Genomic DNA, 18,174 nt, shown 5'->3' with positions numbered 1-18,174 from the left:
TCACAGCACCACTAGTTGCGCTATGATAAGGCTTACGCGTCAAAAGGTGGAGGGGAAAGTATGAAACGATTCCGATTTGATCAGCAAGTAGGCAAAACGATTGATCGCTATCATTCCGTCCAGGCGACGATTTCTCGTGTCATCCGCACACCTGATTCCGTTTCGATTGGGTGTATCCATTTGGAGGCAGGCGGGGTTGTCGGCTATCATCCGGCGACTTGCCCTCAGCTGTTTCTTGTGGTGAGCGGTGAAGGCTGGGTACGTGGTGAAGGTACAGAGCGCATCCCGATCCAGAGTGGTCAGGCGGCATTCTGGATCACAGGAGAAGGGCACGAATCAGGCAGTGAAACCGGAATGACAGCCATTGTGATCGAAGGAGATGGGCTCGATCCGGAAAGCTTCATGACCTTAGTGGAGACGTAGCATCTGTATGTATGATGGTATTGGTTTGCCATTCCACCAACCGTACATAAGCTCCCCAGACTACCCAAGAAAGACGGTGTGAAAGGCAAATGACATGGAAAACACATATGGTACTCGGTGCCATTGCAGGCTACTGTGCCTATCCTTCGTGGAAGGGCAGTGTCATTGGTGCAACGATGGCACTTGTACCCGATATCGATCAAGCAAATAGCAAGCTCGGAAACTTGATGGGACCTTTGTCCAAAATGCTGCAAAAAGGGTTCGGCCATCGTACGGTGACACACTCCTGGGTGATTTTATTCCTTCCGTTCCTGCTGTTTGGCGATTCTTTGGCTGCCATGGCGGCGCTTTGGGGAATCCTGTCCCATTTGATCAGCGATATGCTGGTGGGACGCATTCAGTTATTGTGGCCGTTGCGAGTAGGCTGGCTCGGCATTCCGGTGTCCAAGTCGATGTATCGGACTGTGGATCGAATCGTGTTTTATGGAGCGATTGTGTATATCGTGATCAAAGGTTATCAGTAAAAGAATGGACATTGAGAAAGGACCTCCTTGAGGAGGTCCCCCTAATTAATCAGCATGGTAGTGATTTATAATCAGCAAAAAAGTATTTGTACGTAATTTGACGATTTGTCCTATCTCTACATATTCATTAGGCTCTTTCTCAATGGACTCCATATGTTCATAAAGGACATCGACAATATCACTCTCTTGTTTATTTTGGCATTCTAAATATGCATATGTCTGTTTTATTTTTTTCATAGAGGATCCTCTTTCTCTACTTGTTAGAGTCGCTTCCGATTTATGGTTGATACCGTAGCTATTTAGTGAAAACAATAATGATTTTTGACTGATTTTTGTAATTTGATCAACTTCCACGTATTCGTCAGTTTCGGTATCAAGATATCGAATAACATCTTTTATTTCTTCTAAAACTTTATGGTTTATGCCAACCCTGGATCTTGAGTGTACATAACTTTGACCTGTTTTTCGCATGGTTATCACTCATCCTTATTATGTTGCATATCCATTCTTTATTATATAGAAGAATTGTAATATTTAGAATAAATAGTCATCTGAATAAAAAAGCTGACACCGGTTTAGGACCGATGCCAGCTTGCTAGTAACTATTATGAGCGGATTTTTCTTATCACGAAACAATTAAGGCATCATGAACTGTTGCACGAGTTCAGCGTTTTCATTCATGAATTTATCTGCGTTTTGCATGACTTCTTGTTGCGCTTCCATCATTTGTTGGTCAGTCACTGTAGCGAAATTGATGGAGTTGTCAGCAGTCATAGCTGGAATTTCCAGTGCTTTGCCGAATTCTGCTTTGGACTTCAACTTGAAGCTAAAGCCTTTTGGCATATCTGGAGTAGGGTTCGAGAAGTTCACTTTTACCGTGCCATCAGAATCTACACCATTGTCCGTCTTCGTCTCGTTCACGGTAACATTACCGGTCAGAGCAACAGGGTTGGAGGAGTATTCGTCTGCCACTACGAGTGCAAAGTCATAGGTTCCGGTTTTTTTCTTGTCTTGCTTGGTTGTCTCGAAAGTAGTCGACAGGTCCAGAATTGGCTGGTCGGTCTCTTTCATCAGGATGCTGAACTTGCCCTTTGTCTTGTCTTTTTCTTCTGTCGCTCTGTAGGTGAAAGACATTTCGCCATTTTGCTGATCAGACAGGTTGTGCAGGGAGTAACGGTTGTATGTTTCTGCACCTTTATCGTAGGAAACACTGCTGTAGACCAATTGATCTTTTTTCTCTTTTTCGTCAAACAAGAGCTTGCGGGACAAGATTTGATGGTCACTATCCACGAGCACGACCATTCTCAATTGATCAGTTGATTTGGCGTCTGTATCTTCTGTATCCTTGATGATGTCATCAAAGGCTTGCTCGTAATTTTTCTTGAATTCTTCTTTGCTGATTTCTTCTACTTGGTAGCCGCTGTCGAGCATCAAGGTAGCTACATTGTGGTAGCGGCTGTAGATCAGGTCAAACAGTTTCTGGTCTGCTTTTGCCTTCTCTGCAATTTGCTTCGCCAGAGCCGCGCCTTCTGCGTCGTTAAAAGTAACGGTAATCTCACGCGCATCTTCCTTGAGTCCTTCCTCGGAGAAGGAAACGTCTTTCTTGATGCTTACCTGGCTGTCTTTGATGCTGTCAGCATACAGCATGGCATACGGAGTCATTACCGATTTAAGTTCATCTTGGTTAAAATTGATCGCTTTATTTAAATCACTATAGGTTACGAAGCGCTTCGGCAGTTCCTCGCCCAACTTTGCCTTGAGTGCATCGCGATCTTTCAAGTCCATATATGCGTATTTGGAGTAAAACTCTGGAGCCTTGAAGCCCATGATGGAATCACTCATGAAGTATTCGAGGGTAGCCAGCTTTTTATCCTGGAGATGAATCTCTAGGTTACCGGATTGTTGGTTTTTCTGTTCATCGATGTTGCTTTGCATCACGAGCTTCGCTTTGCCCAGCATGTCGAGAATTTTTTGCGCTTGCGGGTCTGGAATCGTTGCATCTAGGGCAATTTCACTCAACTCAGTGGTGGAGTGAACTGGTTTTTCCAGGTATGGCTTCATGTAGTCTTGGTATTCCCCGTAAGCTTTGGATACGTCGCTTGAAAATTTCATCATGCTCTCCGCTTCCGCTTGCAGGTAAATCGTTTTTGCGCTTTTAAACAAATCGTACTTGGCATAGGCGGTTCCTAAACCACCCAGCACAACGACAGCCGCTGCCCCCGCGATCAACCATACTTTTTTCTTGCTTTTGCGCGGTGGGTTCACGTTTGTTGCAGTTTCCATCTGTTCTCTCCCCTTTTTGCTCTCTCTCTTTGGTGATTACCATGTGCGTAATGATTTTGCGCACTCGATTTTGTATTGTACCATAAGGAGAATGAAGGGGAACGATTTCCAGTAAATTTCTTCAAAAAAGAGGAAGAAAGACCCAAAAAGTTGCATTCTTCCTACTTTTGTATGCATATAGAACAAAGAAACAGCGACAGCAGGGGGGAGATTACGTGGATTTTCGCGTGCTGCAAACGTTTATGGTGGCGGCCACGACAGAAAATTTTCACCAGACAGCAGAAGCGTTGTTCATTGCGCAGCCTACTGTCAGCCAGCATATAAGACAATTGGAAAAGGAGTTGGGGATCAAGCTGTTTGAACGGGTTGGCAAACGCGTTCGATTAACGGCTGCGGGCAAGCGGTACTTGCCACATGCAAAAGGGCTTCTCCAACAGTGGCATAACAGTATGGAGGACTTGCAGGCATGGAGACAGGGCTATCGGGAAAAGCTTCAACTGGCTGTTTCACCGATCATTGCCCGTGCTCGTTTTTCCCATTTGCTGCACCGATACACCAAGCTCTATCCCGATGTAGATATCTCGATTAAAATTGTCGACTCCGTGGAAATTGGCCCGCTAGTTCAAAATGGACAGGCTGATCTGGGATTAACCCGGATGGTGCCGGGAGAATTCCAGTTGTCTACCTATCTTTTGTACGAAGATCCTGTTGTTTTTGCAGTCCCTCACAGCGGCGGAGATATGGAGGCACCTTTGCCTGATTGGGAGCAGGAGGTGCAATCGAACCGTTTGCTGACCCACAATCATCCGGGATACTGGGATGAGTTGCTGTTGCTTTTGCGTCAGAGGGGGCTTTCCTTGCGTACGATGGCTGTTTCGCAGGTAGACATTACGAAGCGATTCATCGAGGATGGATTGGGCGTTTCCTTTTTGCCTCGGACGGCTGTCGATCGGGATTTGTTTGAAAACCGCTTTATTGAACTGCCCACACCTGGCCTTGTTTTACCGAAGGTCGCTTCTTATTTGTTGGTACCCAAGGCGGGGATTAGCGAGCCAGCGCAGCATTTTATGGATATCTTGCAGTCCTTGTATCCACCGATGCCGCTTGTTCAGTCGGGTGGACGGACATAAAAGATAACAAGCCTGTAAGGTAGATGTAAGGTGAATCGATAGTTTTGACCAGCATATGTAGCCTATACTGGACCCTGCTTGAAGACAGCAGGGGGGAATGACGAATATGCAGGCTGAACCAATCACACAGAAGGATCGGATTTATTCCATTGATATTGTAAGGGGATTGGCATTGTTCGGGATTTTGCTGGTGAACTTGCCAGGCTTTATCTTGTATTCGGAAGACGTTCGAATGCCAATAGAGGCAGGGATCGATGCATGGATTCGCTTGAGCTATGATTTATTTATTCAGACGAAATTTTTCGGGATCTTTTCGTTTCTGTTTGGCTTGGGTTTTTACATTTTCATGTCACGGGCTGAACAGCGTGGACAAAAAGTATTTCGTCTCTTCAGCAGACGGTTGTTCGCGATGTTTTTCATTGGTGTGATTCACGTCATTATTTGGTTTGGAGATATTTTGACGGTGTATGCACTCCTCGGCTTTTTACTCATGCCTTTTTATCGAAGAAAGCCATCTACCATTCTAGCATGGGCAGCCAGTCTGGGAGGACTGTACATGCTCACTCAAGGCGTGGCGCTCGTACAGACGCTCAATGGTCAAGAAATCTTTCCGTTTATTGCATCATTGCAGACGACACTGATACCGATTTTCGTGATGTTCCTGTTTGGTTTGTATGCGGGAAAACGCGGATTGATTGCTCAAATTTGCGAGCATAAACCATTGTTGAAACGAATCGCTGCTACTACTCTTGTAATCAGTCTTCCGATCGCAGCAGGTATTGTTTGGGCTAGCGGTGTCGTATTTGGTCCAAAGCTTGAACAGGTGAACAAAATATTGGTTGATCTGAGTACGCTGCCTATGGCGCTGTGCTTGTTAGCCAGCTTGTTTCTGTTGCTGGATCGTGAGTCGGTGAGGAAAGTTCTCCAGCCGTTTGCCTACACGGGACAAATGGGGTTAACGACTTATTTGGGTCAGACCGTCATCATGACCATTCTGATTCCTTTGTTCGGTATTACGGCCATGCCGCTCTCTTCTTGGTTTTTGCTCGCGTTGCCGATCTATGCGTTTCAATTACTCGCAAGCTGGCTGTGGCTGAAGCGTTTTAATCAGGGGCCGATGGAAAAGCTGTGGCGCTTCCTGACGTACGGACGCAAAAAGAAGACGGTTCCAGCTCCTGCTAACTGATTGTAAAACGTGATCAAAACTCCGGTTTTCTTCTATTTCCCTTCACGATTATGAATCGATTATACTGAAGAGAAAAGAGACGAAAATGGAGTGGTGATGATGACAAAACAACATCCTTTGGCTATCGGCTTGGATGGTATCGCCGTAGCAGAAACAGACCTTAGTTTGGTGGATGGGATTAATGGACTGCTGGTATATCGCGGTCATTGGGCGCGTGATTTGGCTATTCACCACACATTTGAGGAAGTGGCACACCTGCTCTGGTTCGGACATTTGCCCAGCGAGCAGGAGTTGACGGATTTAAAAGATAAGCTCAAAGCAAACCGTGAGCTGCCGGAGCATGTAAAGGGAATCCTGAAGCTGATCCCGGCAGATGTAGATATGATGAGTGTACTGCGTACAGGTGTTTCGGCGCTGGGCAGTTCCTCGCATGGCTTCCCGCCGACTATTGATGAAGTTATTTCGCTGGCTGCCAAGATGCCGACAATCGTTGCGTATCGCTTCGCTTGTCTGGAAGGCCGCGAACCGTTGGCACCGAATCCGGAGCTGGATCATACAGCGAACTATCTGTATATGCTCAAGGGCGTAAAGCCGAATGCGGCACATGTACGTGCACTGGATGCGTACCTGATTTTGACGCAGGAGCATGGCATGAATGCATCGACATTCTCCGGTCGTGTCGTCAGCTCGACCGAATCCGATTTGATTTCTTCCATTACGGCCGCAATCGGAACCCTGAAAGGTCCTTTGCACGGTGGAGCACCTTCTGAAGTGACGGAGATGATCGAGGCGATCGGCACGAAGGAAAATGCAGAGCCGTGGCTGCGCAACAAGCTGGAGAGCGGCGGACGTTTGATGGGCTTCGGACACCGCGTCTATAAAACGATTGATCCGCGTGCAACTGCTCTGCGCGTCGTTGCATCCGAGCTGTCATCCAACGATCCGTGGTTCGATCTGGCGACACACGTAGAAAAAGTAGGCTTGCAGCTGCTGGAAGAGTACAAACCAGGCCGCAAGCTGAATACAAACGTAGAATTTTTTGCAGCAGCTGTCATGCGCGCGGTGGGCTTGGACGACAATTTGTTTACACCGACATTTGCCGTGAGCCGTGTGATCGGTTGGAGTGCGCACATTCTGGAGCAGGCAGGCAAAAACCGCATTATTCGTCCGCAATCCAATTACATTGGCACGATGCCAGAATAATTCAGACGTTTATCATGAAAGCTATCCGTTATACGGGTAGCTTTTTTTAGTGTTATAAATGTGACTGTAGTGGGGAGAAGAATATTTCCAGTCTAGGCTCCAGGCTCCGTCCTGCTGAGGGCTGAGACTGTCCGCTCCGAAGGGATGAGCGGGGAAACGCAAAAGTGGTAGCCGCTTCGTAGCTCGGGCACGTTGCGTTTCTTTTGCCCGCTCATCCCTTCTCCGCTCGGTAGGACTCCACAAGTCGCTACGTCTGGAAATATTCTTCTCTGTCGTAACCGATGACATTTTTCAATCTTTTAATGCTTTTAAGACCCGTTTAAGCACGGCAAGCTCGTAGAGGAAACAGGAGAAAAAAGCGAAGATCTTAGGGACACCGACCGAGACGGAATGCAAAAAGCGAAACACGCCTTTAAGCGTCCACCTCTGAAAAAACATCTTGAATGGACCACTTTGGACGCGGTTTCGCTTTTTGCATGGAGTCGGGCAGTCAATCCCGCAGCGGGTGGCCCTAGAAGCTGAGCGTTTTCTCCTGTTTCCTCCCCACCACAACAGCGGGACAAAAGTGCAACTCGGGATTGCAGAAGAAGCTTACTTTTGGCATGATAATAAAAAAAAGTAAGGAGTGGAGCAAATGGCGTTGTTGTCTACCCCGTTTCAGTTTAAAGGACTTAGCTTGAAAAATCGGATTGTCATGCCGCCGATGTGCCAATACTCTGTGGATGCACACGATGGAACACCGACAGACTGGCATTTTGTTCATTACGTTTCTCGTGCCGTAGGGGGAACAGGTCTCATTATCGTGGAAATGACCGATGTCGAGCCTGATGGCAGAATTTCCAACGGCGATTTGGGCTTGTGGTCTGACGAGCAGATTCCGGCGTATGCGCGGATTGTCTCCGAGGTTCAAAAGTATGGGGCCAAAATTGGCATACAGATTGCTCATGCAGGCCGCAAAGCGGAAGACGCCGAAGTGCCTGTATCGGCATCTGCGATTGCTTTCCCAGGGGCGCGCTACAAAACGCCACGGGCTTTGACGACAGAAGAAGTCAAGCAAATGGTCGTCAAGTTCCAGGACTCAGCGAGACGTGCGGTGGAAGCCGGGTTTGACACCATTGAAATCCACGGTGCGCACGGATACTTGATTCACCAGTTCCACTCCCCTTTGACGAATCAGCGAGACGATGAGTACGGGCGGGATAAAGCGCTGTTTGGCGTGGAAATTATTCAGGCAATCAAAGAGGTCATGCCAGCTGACATGCCGCTGATCATGCGCGTCTCTGCCGTGGAGTACGTGGATGGAGGATATGGGCTGGATTACAGCACGGAGCTTTGCCGCCGTTACAAGGAAGCAGGCGTGGATATTTTCCATATATCCAGTGGCGGGGAAGGACCGATTGGTTCAGCAGGCCGTCCAGGTGTTCATCCTGGCTATCAAGTTCCATTGGCACGCGCGATTAAACAGGCATTGGATGTACCAGTCATTGCAGTCGGCAACCTCGATGATCCAAAAGTGGCGGAAGCATCGATTGGCAATGGCGATACGGATCTGGTAGCAGTCGGACGCGGCATGCTGCGTGACCCTTATTGGGCACTGCATGCGATTCATGAGATGTCGGCGGATGAGTTGCAGCCACCAAAGCAATATTCAAGAGCGTTTTAATCGAGTAAAAGAGCGAGGGGCTTCCTTTCGGCTATATTGGTCGGAGGGGAGCCCTTTTGTATGGTGAGCCCCTTGACACTTTTTGGGAGTCGGTCTATGATAAATGTCAGTCAGTACTGACATTCATTTTCAGGAATGAGGATAGCGATGAGCAGCAAAAATCTTACAAGCAGCGAAAAACTGATGATAGCCGCAATCGATCTCATCGCGGAAAGAGGCTACAACGGCGTAACCACGCAAGAAATTGCCACTGCGGCAGGGTTGAGTGAGAAGACGTTGTTTCGTCACTTCGGCAGCAAGCGGAATTTGCTCGAAAGCGCCTTTGACCGTTTTCATTACACGGAAGGACTGACAAAGCTTTTCGCGGAGAAGCTTGTGTGGGATTTGCGCGAGGATTTGCTTTTGATCAGCCGAACGTATCACGAAATGATGAACCGTAATCGGAAAATGATTTTGATTAGTATTAAGGATGAGGCTCATTTGCCCGGATTCCGCGAGCGGACCCAAAAGCACCCGCGACAGTTGATGGTACTGTTTACAGATTACTTCAAAGAGATGGGCAAAAAAGGCAAGATGATCCAAACGAATCCTGAGGCACAGGCGACAGCCTTCATGGTCATGAATTTCGGGGCGTTTTTAAACGATCTGGACGGCATTAGCAATTTTTCAGGGGTATCTCTGGATGCATTTATCGAAGAGAGTGTAGAGGTTTTTGCTAGGGGTTTGACTCCCTAGTTTTTTTACCACATAAATGTCAGTCAGTACTGACAGTCAAAATGCGAATCACAAAGCGAAGGGGAAGATGCGGCATGGAAGCGACAAAAACGCAGCAAAACAGGGAAATATTAATCCGGATCTTGATGTTTACCTTGGTCATATCATCCATGAGTGCTTTGGTGTTTAACATTGCACTCCCCGAAATTAGCAAGGAGTTTGGTTTGAGCATAGCGCAGGTGAGCTGGCTATCGACCGCATATGGATTGTTATACGCGATCGGAACCGTGACGTATGGCAAGCTGGCGGATCGATACAAGCTCAAGAATTTGTTGACGTTTGGACTTTTGGTGTTTACGGCTGGCTCGTTTTTCGGTTTGGTCTCCGATTCCTTTGCGATGGCCCTTTTCGGAAGATGCTTGCAGGCAGTAGGGGCGGCTGTCATTCCGGCTACTGCGATGCTCATTCCTTTGCGATACTTCCCGCCTGAGCGCAGGGGTTCTGTTTTGGGAAGAACGGCAGTAGGATTGGCGCTTGGCGGTGCGCTCGGTCCTGTGGTCGCGGCGTTAATCGTCAGCTTTGCCCATTGGCGCTGGCTGTTTTCCATACCGCTCTTGATCTTGCTTACGCTGCCTTTCTACCGCAAATACTTGGAGGATGAAGAGATTACGTCTGGTGGGAAGTTTGATTGGGTGGGCGGCTCTTTACTCGCGATCAGCGTGACGTCATTGCTTTTGGGAGTAACCAATGGATCGTGGTGGTTTGCATTGGCGAGTTTGGTTACTTTGCTCCTGTTCGTCGTACGAATTCGTTCGGTAGCCGATCCATTTGTACAGCCGAAGGTTTTTGCCAACAAGCAGTATACAATCGGGATTCTGATGGCATTTCTCATAAATGGAATGGGGATATCGCTTTATTATCTCAGTCCGCTGCTCTTGGCTCAGGTGCAGCAGCTATCGACGAGCTGGATCGGCTTTGTGATGGTTCCAGCGGCCATCGCTTCGGCATTGCTTGGTCGCGTGGGAGGAAAGCTCGCGGACAGGCGGGGGAATGCTTTTCTGTATTTTGTTGCGTCTAGCTTACTGATTGGCTGCTTTGGCTTGCTGTCTACTTTCACAAGCGCCTCGGTTATCGGCATTGCACTCTTCTTGATCTTAGGCAATGTGGGGCAGTCTTTTATGCAAATTTCAATGGCGAACTCGATCTCGAGGACGTTGACGAAGGAGCAGGCGGGAGTAGGCATGGGGATCTTTTCGATGCTGAGCTTCATTTCCATGGGGATCGCGTCTGCGGTATACAGCAAGGTTATCGATCTTGGCGCGAATACCAATTGGAACCCGGTGAATCCGTATACGAGCGGCTTCATTTACAGCAATATTTATTTGATGATGGCCCTGATGCACGTGTGTCTTATGGTCTTCTACTACTTTCAGTTCGGTAGGGCCAAGAGACAAAGCCTTCTGGCGGATAGCTGATCTTTTGTTCACTCTGGCTTAATACAATATGTGGTAGACTAAAACAAAAAAGGAAGGGGGTTCCTGTTCGTTGCGAGAGCTTTCTGCCATATGTTTTACAGAGGGAGAACCACTGTTCATCCAAATCTATCACTTTATCAAAGACGAAATATTGCGTAACCAAATCACGTATGAAGAGTTTCTCCCCTCGATTAGAAGCTGTGCCCAGTCGCTTGCTGTCAGCAAAAACACGGTGGAAGTTGCCTATCAGCTACTGGTATCGGAAGGGTACGTCAGCAGTATTCCGAAAAAAGGGTATCAGGTGACGTACAAGGCAGGACCTCCTTCGGGGCAACATCCAGCGGAGCGAGAAGACTCTCGTATACCATCGATTCGCTATGACTTTCGCTACGGCAACATCGAGCTCGGGGCATTCCCTTTTCATCCGTGGAATAAGCTGCGCAACAAGCTCATTTCCTGCCATCAGCGCACGTATATGGTGGAGGGACTGGCTCAAGGCGAATACGTCTTGCGAAAGGAACTCTCGAAATTGCTGCATGAAACGAGAGGAGTCCTCGCTACGCCAGAGCAGATCATTATTGGAGCTACCCCGCAACAGTTAGTGTCGATTGTCGTCCAGCTTTTGGACAGAGAGAAGCATGTGATTGGCGTAGAAAATCCGGGCTATGATGGTGCGAGAAATACGTTTCTCAACGGTGGCTACCTTGTACACGGCATTTCCTTGGAGGCAGACGGTGTATCCATCGAAGAGCTGAGGCAAAGCGGGGCAAGCATCATGTACGTGAGTCCTTCTCAGCAATTCATCAACAAAATGACGATGCCTTTGGAGAAAAGAAACCAATTGACCTTATGGGCGCAATCCTTATCGCATGCTTATCTGGTGGAGGATGACTACGAATGGGAGTTCAAATATCAAGAGAGCTACATCCCTTCGATCCAGAGTCTGTCACCCCAAAAGGTTGTCTACATTGGGAGGCTCTCCAAAGCATTGCTGCCACTCGTAAACGTCAGCTACGTCGTCCTTCCCTATGAGCTGTTATCGCGTTTTCACCAGCGTATGCCTGAATACGATCAGCCTGTTTCCCGCTTGGACCAGTTGACGCTAGCGGCGTATTTGTCTGATGGCTATTGGCATAGACACTTGCAGCACATGCGAAAAAACTACGCGGAAAAGCGAGAGGTGTTTCTTCAGGCAGTCGCTCGTTACATGGACGGACGTGTGGAAATAGAAGGGAAGGATACAGGGCTGCATGTATTTTTGACCGTAAAAAGCCAGCGTACAGAAGCGGAACTCATGGAGCGTGCCTATCAGAAAGGTGTAAAAGTCTACGGAACTGCCCGATACTGGCTGCATGATACAAGGGAGCATCCGACGGTATTGCTAGGGTACGGAGCATTAACTCCCGACGATATTCAGGAGGGCATTCGGTTGTTGGCTAGTGCCTGGTTCGAGTAACAGATCAGCTTTCTGTCCCACTCATCTTGAACGATCTGTCCCTTTGGCTTCGGACGGCTATCCATTACGATGGACAGGACAGCGATTAGAAAGGGTGGGAAAAATGAAGTTCATTTTTGATCTGGACGGGACGATCTGTTTCAAGGGTCAGCCGATCTCAACAAACATTTTGGATAGCCTGCTTGCACTCGAACAAGCGGGACATACGGTAGGTTTCGCCTCTGCAAGACCGTGTCGTGACATGCTGCCTGTCCTCGATGAGCGGTTTGCCAATCATCTCCTCATTGGCGCGAATGGAGCGATGACACATCACCAAGGGAGCTTGCAGGGCTGCGTGCCGATCCCGGATCGTTTGGCACATGAAATCATCAGCATTCTCGAGGATTATCGCGCGCAGTATTTTATCGATGACTCGTGGAACTACGCACATAATTGTGTGTCTACCCATCCTTTTTTGAGCTATGTCGATCCCAATCGGACAGCCAGCCGCGTGGACGTGGATCAACTGAATGCCGTGCTGAAAATCCTGATTTTATCATGTGACCGTTATGAAGAATTGATGGCGAGAATCAAGGAACTCGACGTCACGCTACATTATCATTCGGCAGAAGGCATTCTCGATCTTACGTATCGGGGAGTGAACAAATGGGCTGCCCTGAGTCGGTTCGATGTGCCAGGAGAGCCGTTCATCTGCTTTGGCAATGACATGAATGATTTGCCGCTGTTTGAAAAAGCACATCATTCCGTATTAATTGGCGAATATGAACCGCTGCTTGCATGGGCAAAGGAAAAAATCACTGTGGATGAACAGGTGGAGCCATCCATTATCGCAAAATTGCGAGAGCTGGGCGAGAAGTATGAGTTAGCTCTTCCGTAAACTGAAAAGGAGGCCATCAAATGATGAATCCATTGTTGGAGAAGAGACATCGGGCTCTGCGCGAAGCAGAGACCAAAGCTGAGTTTTTATTTGCCACTATCGAAGAGAAGGGCATCATTCGCAGCGGTGTGACGGAAAAAGATATCAACAAGGAGATTTACGAGCTGGCCTTTCAATTGTTCGGGATCAAAAAATATTGGCATAAGCGAATTGTGCGAGCGGGGAGAAACACGCTGTTTCCGTACCGAGAAAATCCACCGAACTTGACTGTCGCTCCCGAAGATATTGTCTTTCTCGATTTCGGGCCCATTTTTGAAGACTGGGAAGCCGATCTCGGGCGGACGTATGTGCTTGGAAATGATCCGGTAAAACACAAGCTGCGCGACGATATTGAAAAAGCGTGGGACGAGGGCAAGGCTTACTTTTTGTCCAAGCCTGATATAACAAGCAGCGAGCTGTTTACCTACATGTGCGAGCTTGCCAAAGTATACGGCTGGGAGTACGGTGGTCCGCACGCCGGGCATCTCATCGGTGAATTCCCGCATGAAAAAATTCAAGGGGATGATATCGTCAACTATATTCATCCTGACAATCACAAGCCAATGAGAGAGCCGGATCATAACGGACACCCGCGCGATTGGATCTTGGAGGTTCATTTTATTGATCGGGAACGGGAAATTGGGGGCTTTGTGGAGAAGCTGTTGACGGTGGAGTAAGGTTTATGTTGCTCAAAGTTATTACTGGAGATTCCGTTTGTTCCTCGGAGTCTCTTTTTTGTAATTGTACGGAATTTACTTATAGTCTCATCATGTACGCGCACTCACACGAAATCCGTCAAGTGCGAAGCTAGACGGTTACACCCCACTGCAAACCGGACCCGAGATTGTTGAACTGGCGCAAAAGGCAGGAGTGCAGCGAGTCACGGTTTTATGGAATGGCGAGAAGGGACCTGTAGAGAGGGCTGTAGAATCCAGTGACCTCGAGTGGACCCTTCTCCAGCCTGTTGAGTTTATGTCCAATGCGCTTCAATGGGCAGAGTCTATTCGCATGGAAGGGATTGTCCGGGAGCCATTTGGTGACTCACCCAGCGCTATGATCCACAATTGCCGACATCGCTAGCGTAGCGGTGGCCGCATTAATCGGTGATGGTCACGCCAGGAAAACCTACACGCTGACGGGTCCAGAGGTACTGACAGTGTTCGATAAGGTTCGGATTCTTGGTGAAGCGATCGGCAGGGATATCCAGTTTTTCGAGCTTACCGAAGATCAGGCACGCGAACGTATGCGAGAGCAGGGAGCGCCAGAGGACGCCATCGATTTCGTCTTAGGATGGTATGCCAACCCTCCAAAATCTGCGTACACAGTGGTTCCGACCGTCGAGCAGGTCACTGGTCGTCCAGCACGAACCTTCGCCCAGTGGGCATCTGAACACGTGCCATATTTTAAAAAAACATAATTGAGGCGTTCCAAAGTACTGGATACGACTTAATACATCACCATATTCCCGGTCTTTTTCATATGCTTCTCCGCTTGCTTCAACAACACGACGGTCGTCGTCACCAGCACAAGCAATACAACGCCCAGAAGTGCCATACTTGGCAACATTGTCTGCCACGATGCCCCCTCCATCAACAACTCGCGAATCAACTGAAGCGCGTAGGTCAGAGGAAAGCAAAAGGAAATGACCTTGGCCCAAACCGGAAAGGCCATCGGAGGCAGACGGACACCGGAAAAGATCAGCATCGGCTCATCCAAAACGGTGTACAGAAAGCTCGCATCGCGTGAAAACAGAAAGAGCACACAGAGAAAGCCGCCCCAGACGATGGCCGATACCAGCAAAATGAGGAAGGCGAGTGGAGGCGCCCACCAGCCGCTCAGCTGAATGCCATTGACAAAAAACAAGGCTAACAGGACAAAGCAAAAGAACAGCCAGACCCCCTCGATCAGTGAGGAAAGCGAACGCCCATACAGAAAAGCGAGTCGGTTGACCGGGCTGATGAAGATCATTTCCATGGTTCCCGCTTGCCTCTCAAAGCTCATTTGCCATGACGACTGCACCAGACACCAATAAAAGATGTAGCCTAAATAGCCAGTCAACAAGAACAACGGCAACTGTTCGTAGCTGATGAACCGGGCTAGAGGGGAATCAGCTCCCATCCGGAACGGGGCAAACGAATAATACGCGGTAACAAAATTGATGACGGGCCAGACCAAGAGCGAGAAATAGATCATTTTGCTGTGAAACGAATGGCGATGCTCCTTGATGATTTCTGCCAAAAGCAGGCTGCCTAGCTGTTTCATGCGCCCCTCCGATCTGCCATGTGCAGGATGACGTCTTCCAGTGATGGCTGTTGGGTGGAGAGACGCAAGACAGGGGATTGATGAGCAGCCAAGAGGGAAAGCAGCGGAGTCGTCATATCCGTTTTGCCCCGTAACGTCACTTCCCAGGTCTGATCGTCCGTTTCCGCGATTTCACGCGAGCCGCCATAATCTAGAGCTAGCTGGCGCAAATCGTAATCGAGCGAGTCAGAGAGAGCAGGGATCACTACCTGCAAGGCTGTGTCCAGGCGAAGCGATTTAGTCAGGTGCTCTGGTGTATCATGCGCCACGAGCCGTCCTTTATCGATGATGTATACCTCGTCGCAAAGCTCTTCAACCTCATGAATGTAGTGGCTGGTCAACAGAATGGCTTTTCCATGCTGTGAAGCGAGCTCACCCACATGCTGGCGAAGCTGCCGGGCGATGGGGGCGTCCAAGCCGAGAGTCGGTTCATCAAGAAACAGGTAGCGCGGATCATTGATCAGGCCGCGGGCGATTTGCAGTCGTTGCTTCATGCCTTTGGAATAACGCTCGACAGGGGTGTCGGCGGCCTCATACAGGCCAACCTGCAAGAGCAATGAATCGATCCGATTGCGCAAGGCCTGCCCTTGCAAACCGTACAGACTGCCGAAATATTGCAGGTTTTCCCGCCCTGTCAGCCGCCAGTACAGCATGCGCTCTCCCCCTGCGATCATGTTGACCTTGGCCTTGACGAACCGATCGTCCTTTACCGCGTCATACCCGTCTACCGTGATCGTGCCGCTGGTCGGGGTGAGCAGTGTGGAGCACATCTTGATCGTGGTTGTTTTTCCTGCGCCATTAATGCCTAACAATCCAATGATCTTGCCGGGTACCATGCGAAAGGACAGATCAGCGACTGCCTCGACCTCTGTCCATTGCTGGCGAAGCCAGCCTTTTTTCTCTTTCACCCGGTATACCTTCCGTACATTTTCTGCAATCAGCATGATCGTTGTCCTCCTCGTTATCCAAAAATCGATTCCATGACGCGTTTTTCCATCCGACGAATGCCCCACACCCCGATGACGAGATAGACGAGGGACAGGGCTGCCATATGAAACAACTGTGGTGAAACAGCATGCAGCGGCGCTCCTTGAATCACGCATTGCCGAAAAGCATCCAACGCAGGCGCGAGCGGCATGATGAGCCCGAGTGGTTGCACCCATTCAGGCAAATACGGAATCGGGAACGTCACCCCACTGACAAAGGCCATCACGGCAAACAATGTGTTTTGTGTGATGTATGTATCCCGGAACCAAAGCATGAGACTGCCCAATACGAGCGCCTGGCAAAAGAAAGCACCTGTAGACAAAATCCAAACAAGGACGGCGCTCCATACGTTTGTATGAGAGAGCGTGAGTCCGAACAGCGCCCCAACAAGCACAATCACCGAAAATTCGAACAAAGTACGCATGAGCTGTTGGGCGACATTCCCCAAAAAGTACCCCCTGCGCAAGGAAGGGGTGAGCAAAACCGCCTCCAAGGTCCCTTCCCGCAGCTCCGTAATGAGTGAGCGGCTGACATTCATCAAGGTCGAGACGGCAAACGCATAAAAAGCTCCGCCGAGGATGGCGTACGACAAGTAATCAGACGAGCCGGTGAGCTGTGCGAATTTCTCGTCCAACTGCCCGGCAAATACATAGTGATAGGCGAAGAAGGCGAACAGCACCGTATACACCCCGGAAAAAATGTGGCCGATGACAAACGACCACGGATAGGCACGAATCATTACGCGGGTATTGCGGATAAAGGTAGTTTTGGCGACATGAAACACGTTATTTCCTCCGTTCTGGGGGATGTGATGAAGTAGGTGGAGCGGCAAGTCCGGGAACAGGCATATCGATGAACTCATGCAGATCGACTGCGAGCTGTTCCAGCCGTGATGCAATCGCGCGGTAAAACACATATCGTCCCCGCCGTTCACTCCAGATAAAGCCTGTATCTACCAACAGATTCAAATGCTTGTTGACGGCAGGCTCACTGATGCTGTGCAGGTCAGCCAACTGCTGCGTACAGTAAGGATGAGCCAATAATGATTTGAGAATCGCCGTCCGCGTCGGGTCACTGAACACCTTCATTTTGTTGATGAAGTCAGCGGGAATCACCGAGGTGGCTCTGGTGCCGGGAACGTCAACGGATAAGCACACGGAGATATGGTCCTCGTAAATGCCGAGCAACAAATGCGGCGAAATAAAAGTAGAGACACGCAAATGGATACGAGCCAGCTCCGAATAGCCAAATGTGTACGTTTTTGCCTTGTGAAATTGCAAAAAGTCTTCGTGCACCTTCAAGCGCGGGTGCACCTGCGACAAAAACGGAATCGGATCAAGCTTGATCTGCTCTTGCGCCTCATGTACGGCGCGGACGAGCCATGGTTCAATCCGCCGTTCTTCTGTTTGGAAAAAAGGCAGGTAGTCGTAGCAAAACTCCAGAAAGCTTCGCTTGGTCGAGAGTGGATGGCGTAAAAGCTCCCGATGCTCTGGCTTCAGTTCATCAAAAATCTCGTCTGTACGTCCTTGCATCCAAGCGTGAAGTTGTCTGGGATGATAGACGGGGCCGATCATAAGTTGGGCAAACTCGCCAGCATCCATCGCCTGTACACGCTCCAATGCGGCCTCGACAGAATGCTCAAAGCACTCCTCCCAAGGCGCCAGGAAGTCCATGGCATCGAGAAACTGATTGGACATGGAACTAAAATAGTGAAGCTTTTTCAAGAGCGGGGCAGGTAAAGCATTGAGCAACTCCTCCGCCCAATGCAAGCGGGAGGTGTGATGCTCCGGCTTGGCAAGCACATGGAGACTTAAGAAAAACTCATAGCCGGGTATGTATGCGATATGAAGATGCTTACGCAGCCAGTCAGGCAAATCTTGCACGGAGCATCCTCCTTTCTTGTTTAATTAACC

At 49.1% G+C, this 18,174-nt stretch carries 18 protein-coding genes; 12 read left to right on the top strand and 6 right to left on the bottom strand.

Annotated features, from left to right (window positions below):
- Positions 1-60: 60 nt before the first annotated feature.
- Entirely contained in the window at positions 61-423 is a 363-nt protein-coding gene (locus EL268_RS28105; RefSeq protein WP_106652627.1) for a cupin, read from the top strand.
- An 89-nt stretch (positions 424-512) separates the two neighbouring features.
- The gene (locus EL268_RS28100; protein WP_106652628.1) at positions 513-947 is read left to right on the top strand and encodes a metal-dependent hydrolase; all 435 of its coding nucleotides are present in this window, start codon (positions 513-515) and stop codon (positions 945-947) included.
- A 45-nt stretch (positions 948-992) separates the two neighbouring features.
- On the opposite strand, the gene EL268_RS28095 is transcribed toward EL268_RS28100, so the two are convergent.
- On the bottom strand, positions 993-1,418 hold the full coding sequence (locus EL268_RS28095; RefSeq protein WP_106652629.1) for a hypothetical protein: 426 nt from the start codon (positions 1,416-1,418) through the stop codon (positions 993-995).
- A 165-nt stretch (positions 1,419-1,583) separates the two neighbouring features.
- Positions 1,584-3,230: a DUF6583 family protein gene (locus tag EL268_RS28090; protein WP_106652630.1), complete on the bottom strand. Its 1,647-nt coding sequence runs from the start codon at positions 3,228-3,230 to the stop codon at positions 1,584-1,586.
- Positions 3,231-3,445: 215 nt separating this feature from the next.
- Here EL268_RS28090 and EL268_RS28085 point away from each other — a divergent pair, with 215 nt between their 5' ends.
- The 10 genes from EL268_RS28085 to EL268_RS33155 all read left to right on the top strand — a co-directional run bounded on the left by EL268_RS28085 (position 3,446) and on the right by EL268_RS33155 (position 14,390).
- Positions 3,446-4,360 carry a LysR family transcriptional regulator gene (locus EL268_RS28085; RefSeq protein ID WP_106652631.1) on the top strand — a complete coding sequence of 305 codons (915 nt, stop codon included), beginning with the start codon at positions 3,446-3,448 and terminating at the stop codon, positions 4,358-4,360.
- 97 nt (positions 4,361-4,457) lie between these two features.
- Positions 4,458-5,546: a DUF418 domain-containing protein gene (locus tag EL268_RS28080; protein ID WP_232030129.1), complete on the top strand. Its 1,089-nt coding sequence runs from the start codon at positions 4,458-4,460 to the stop codon at positions 5,544-5,546.
- 99 nt (positions 5,547-5,645) lie between these two features.
- Complete coding sequence (locus tag EL268_RS28075) at positions 5,646-6,749, top strand: citrate synthase/methylcitrate synthase (protein WP_106652633.1); 1,104 nt, start codon at positions 5,646-5,648, stop codon at positions 6,747-6,749.
- Positions 6,750-7,383: 634 nt separating this feature from the next.
- Positions 7,384-8,412 carry an NADH:flavin oxidoreductase/NADH oxidase gene (locus EL268_RS28065; RefSeq protein ID WP_106652634.1) on the top strand — a complete coding sequence of 343 codons (1,029 nt, stop codon included), beginning with the start codon at positions 7,384-7,386 and terminating at the stop codon, positions 8,410-8,412.
- Between the two features lie 135 nt (positions 8,413-8,547).
- Positions 8,548-9,147 carry a TetR/AcrR family transcriptional regulator gene (locus tag EL268_RS28060; protein ID WP_106652635.1) on the top strand — a complete coding sequence of 200 codons (600 nt, stop codon included), beginning with the start codon at positions 8,548-8,550 and terminating at the stop codon, positions 9,145-9,147.
- 74 nt (positions 9,148-9,221) lie between these two features.
- Complete coding sequence (locus tag EL268_RS28055; protein WP_106652636.1) at positions 9,222-10,601, top strand: MFS transporter; 1,380 nt, start codon at positions 9,222-9,224, stop codon at positions 10,599-10,601.
- Positions 10,602-10,671: 70 nt separating this feature from the next.
- Positions 10,672-12,057: a MocR-like pyridoxine biosynthesis transcription factor PdxR gene (gene pdxR / locus EL268_RS28050; RefSeq protein ID WP_106652637.1), complete on the top strand. Its 1,386-nt coding sequence runs from the start codon at positions 10,672-10,674 to the stop codon at positions 12,055-12,057.
- A gap of 103 nt (positions 12,058-12,160) precedes the next feature.
- A complete protein-coding gene (locus EL268_RS28045) occupies positions 12,161-12,934 on the top strand; it encodes an HAD-IIB family hydrolase (RefSeq protein WP_106652638.1) in 774 nt (257 codons plus the stop codon).
- A 20-nt stretch (positions 12,935-12,954) separates the two neighbouring features.
- Positions 12,955-13,650 carry a M24 family metallopeptidase gene (locus EL268_RS28040; protein ID WP_106652639.1) on the top strand — a complete coding sequence of 232 codons (696 nt, stop codon included), beginning with the start codon at positions 12,955-12,957 and terminating at the stop codon, positions 13,648-13,650.
- Positions 13,651-14,060: 410 nt separating this feature from the next.
- Positions 14,061-14,390 (top strand): Rossmann-fold NAD(P)-binding domain-containing protein, encoded by a 330-nt coding sequence (locus EL268_RS33155; protein ID WP_174769464.1) that lies wholly within the window; start codon positions 14,061-14,063, stop codon positions 14,388-14,390.
- Between the two features lie 29 nt (positions 14,391-14,419).
- Here the strand turns inward: EL268_RS33155 and EL268_RS28030 are convergent, their stop codons facing one another.
- The 4 genes from EL268_RS28030 to EL268_RS28015 are packed head-to-tail and all read right to left on the bottom strand — an operon-like array spanning position 14,420 to position 18,144.
- A complete protein-coding gene (locus tag EL268_RS28030) occupies positions 14,420-15,235 on the bottom strand; it encodes an ABC transporter permease (protein ID WP_106652640.1) in 816 nt (271 codons plus the stop codon).
- The gene (locus EL268_RS28025; protein ID WP_106652641.1) at positions 15,232-16,218 is read right to left on the bottom strand and encodes an ABC transporter ATP-binding protein; all 987 of its coding nucleotides are present in this window, start codon (positions 16,216-16,218) and stop codon (positions 15,232-15,234) included. The genes EL268_RS28030 and EL268_RS28025 overlap by 4 nt, the downstream gene beginning before the upstream one ends.
- 17 nt (positions 16,219-16,235) lie before the next feature.
- Positions 16,236-17,045, bottom strand: a complete 810-nt coding sequence (locus tag EL268_RS28020; protein ID WP_106652642.1) for an ABC transporter permease — start codon at positions 17,043-17,045, stop codon at positions 16,236-16,238.
- 1 nt (position 17,046) lies between these two features.
- Positions 17,047-18,144, bottom strand: coding sequence for an ArsR/SmtB family transcription factor (locus tag EL268_RS28015; protein WP_106652643.1), 1,098 nt, complete (start codon positions 18,142-18,144; stop codon positions 17,047-17,049).
- Positions 18,145-18,174: the final 30 nt, after the last annotated feature.

This window comes from Brevibacillus brevis (assembly GCF_900637055.1).
GTDB classification, from domain to species: domain Bacteria; phylum Bacillota; class Bacilli; order Brevibacillales; family Brevibacillaceae; genus Brevibacillus; species Brevibacillus brevis.
This window is presented reverse-complemented; position numbering and strand designations above follow the sequence as displayed.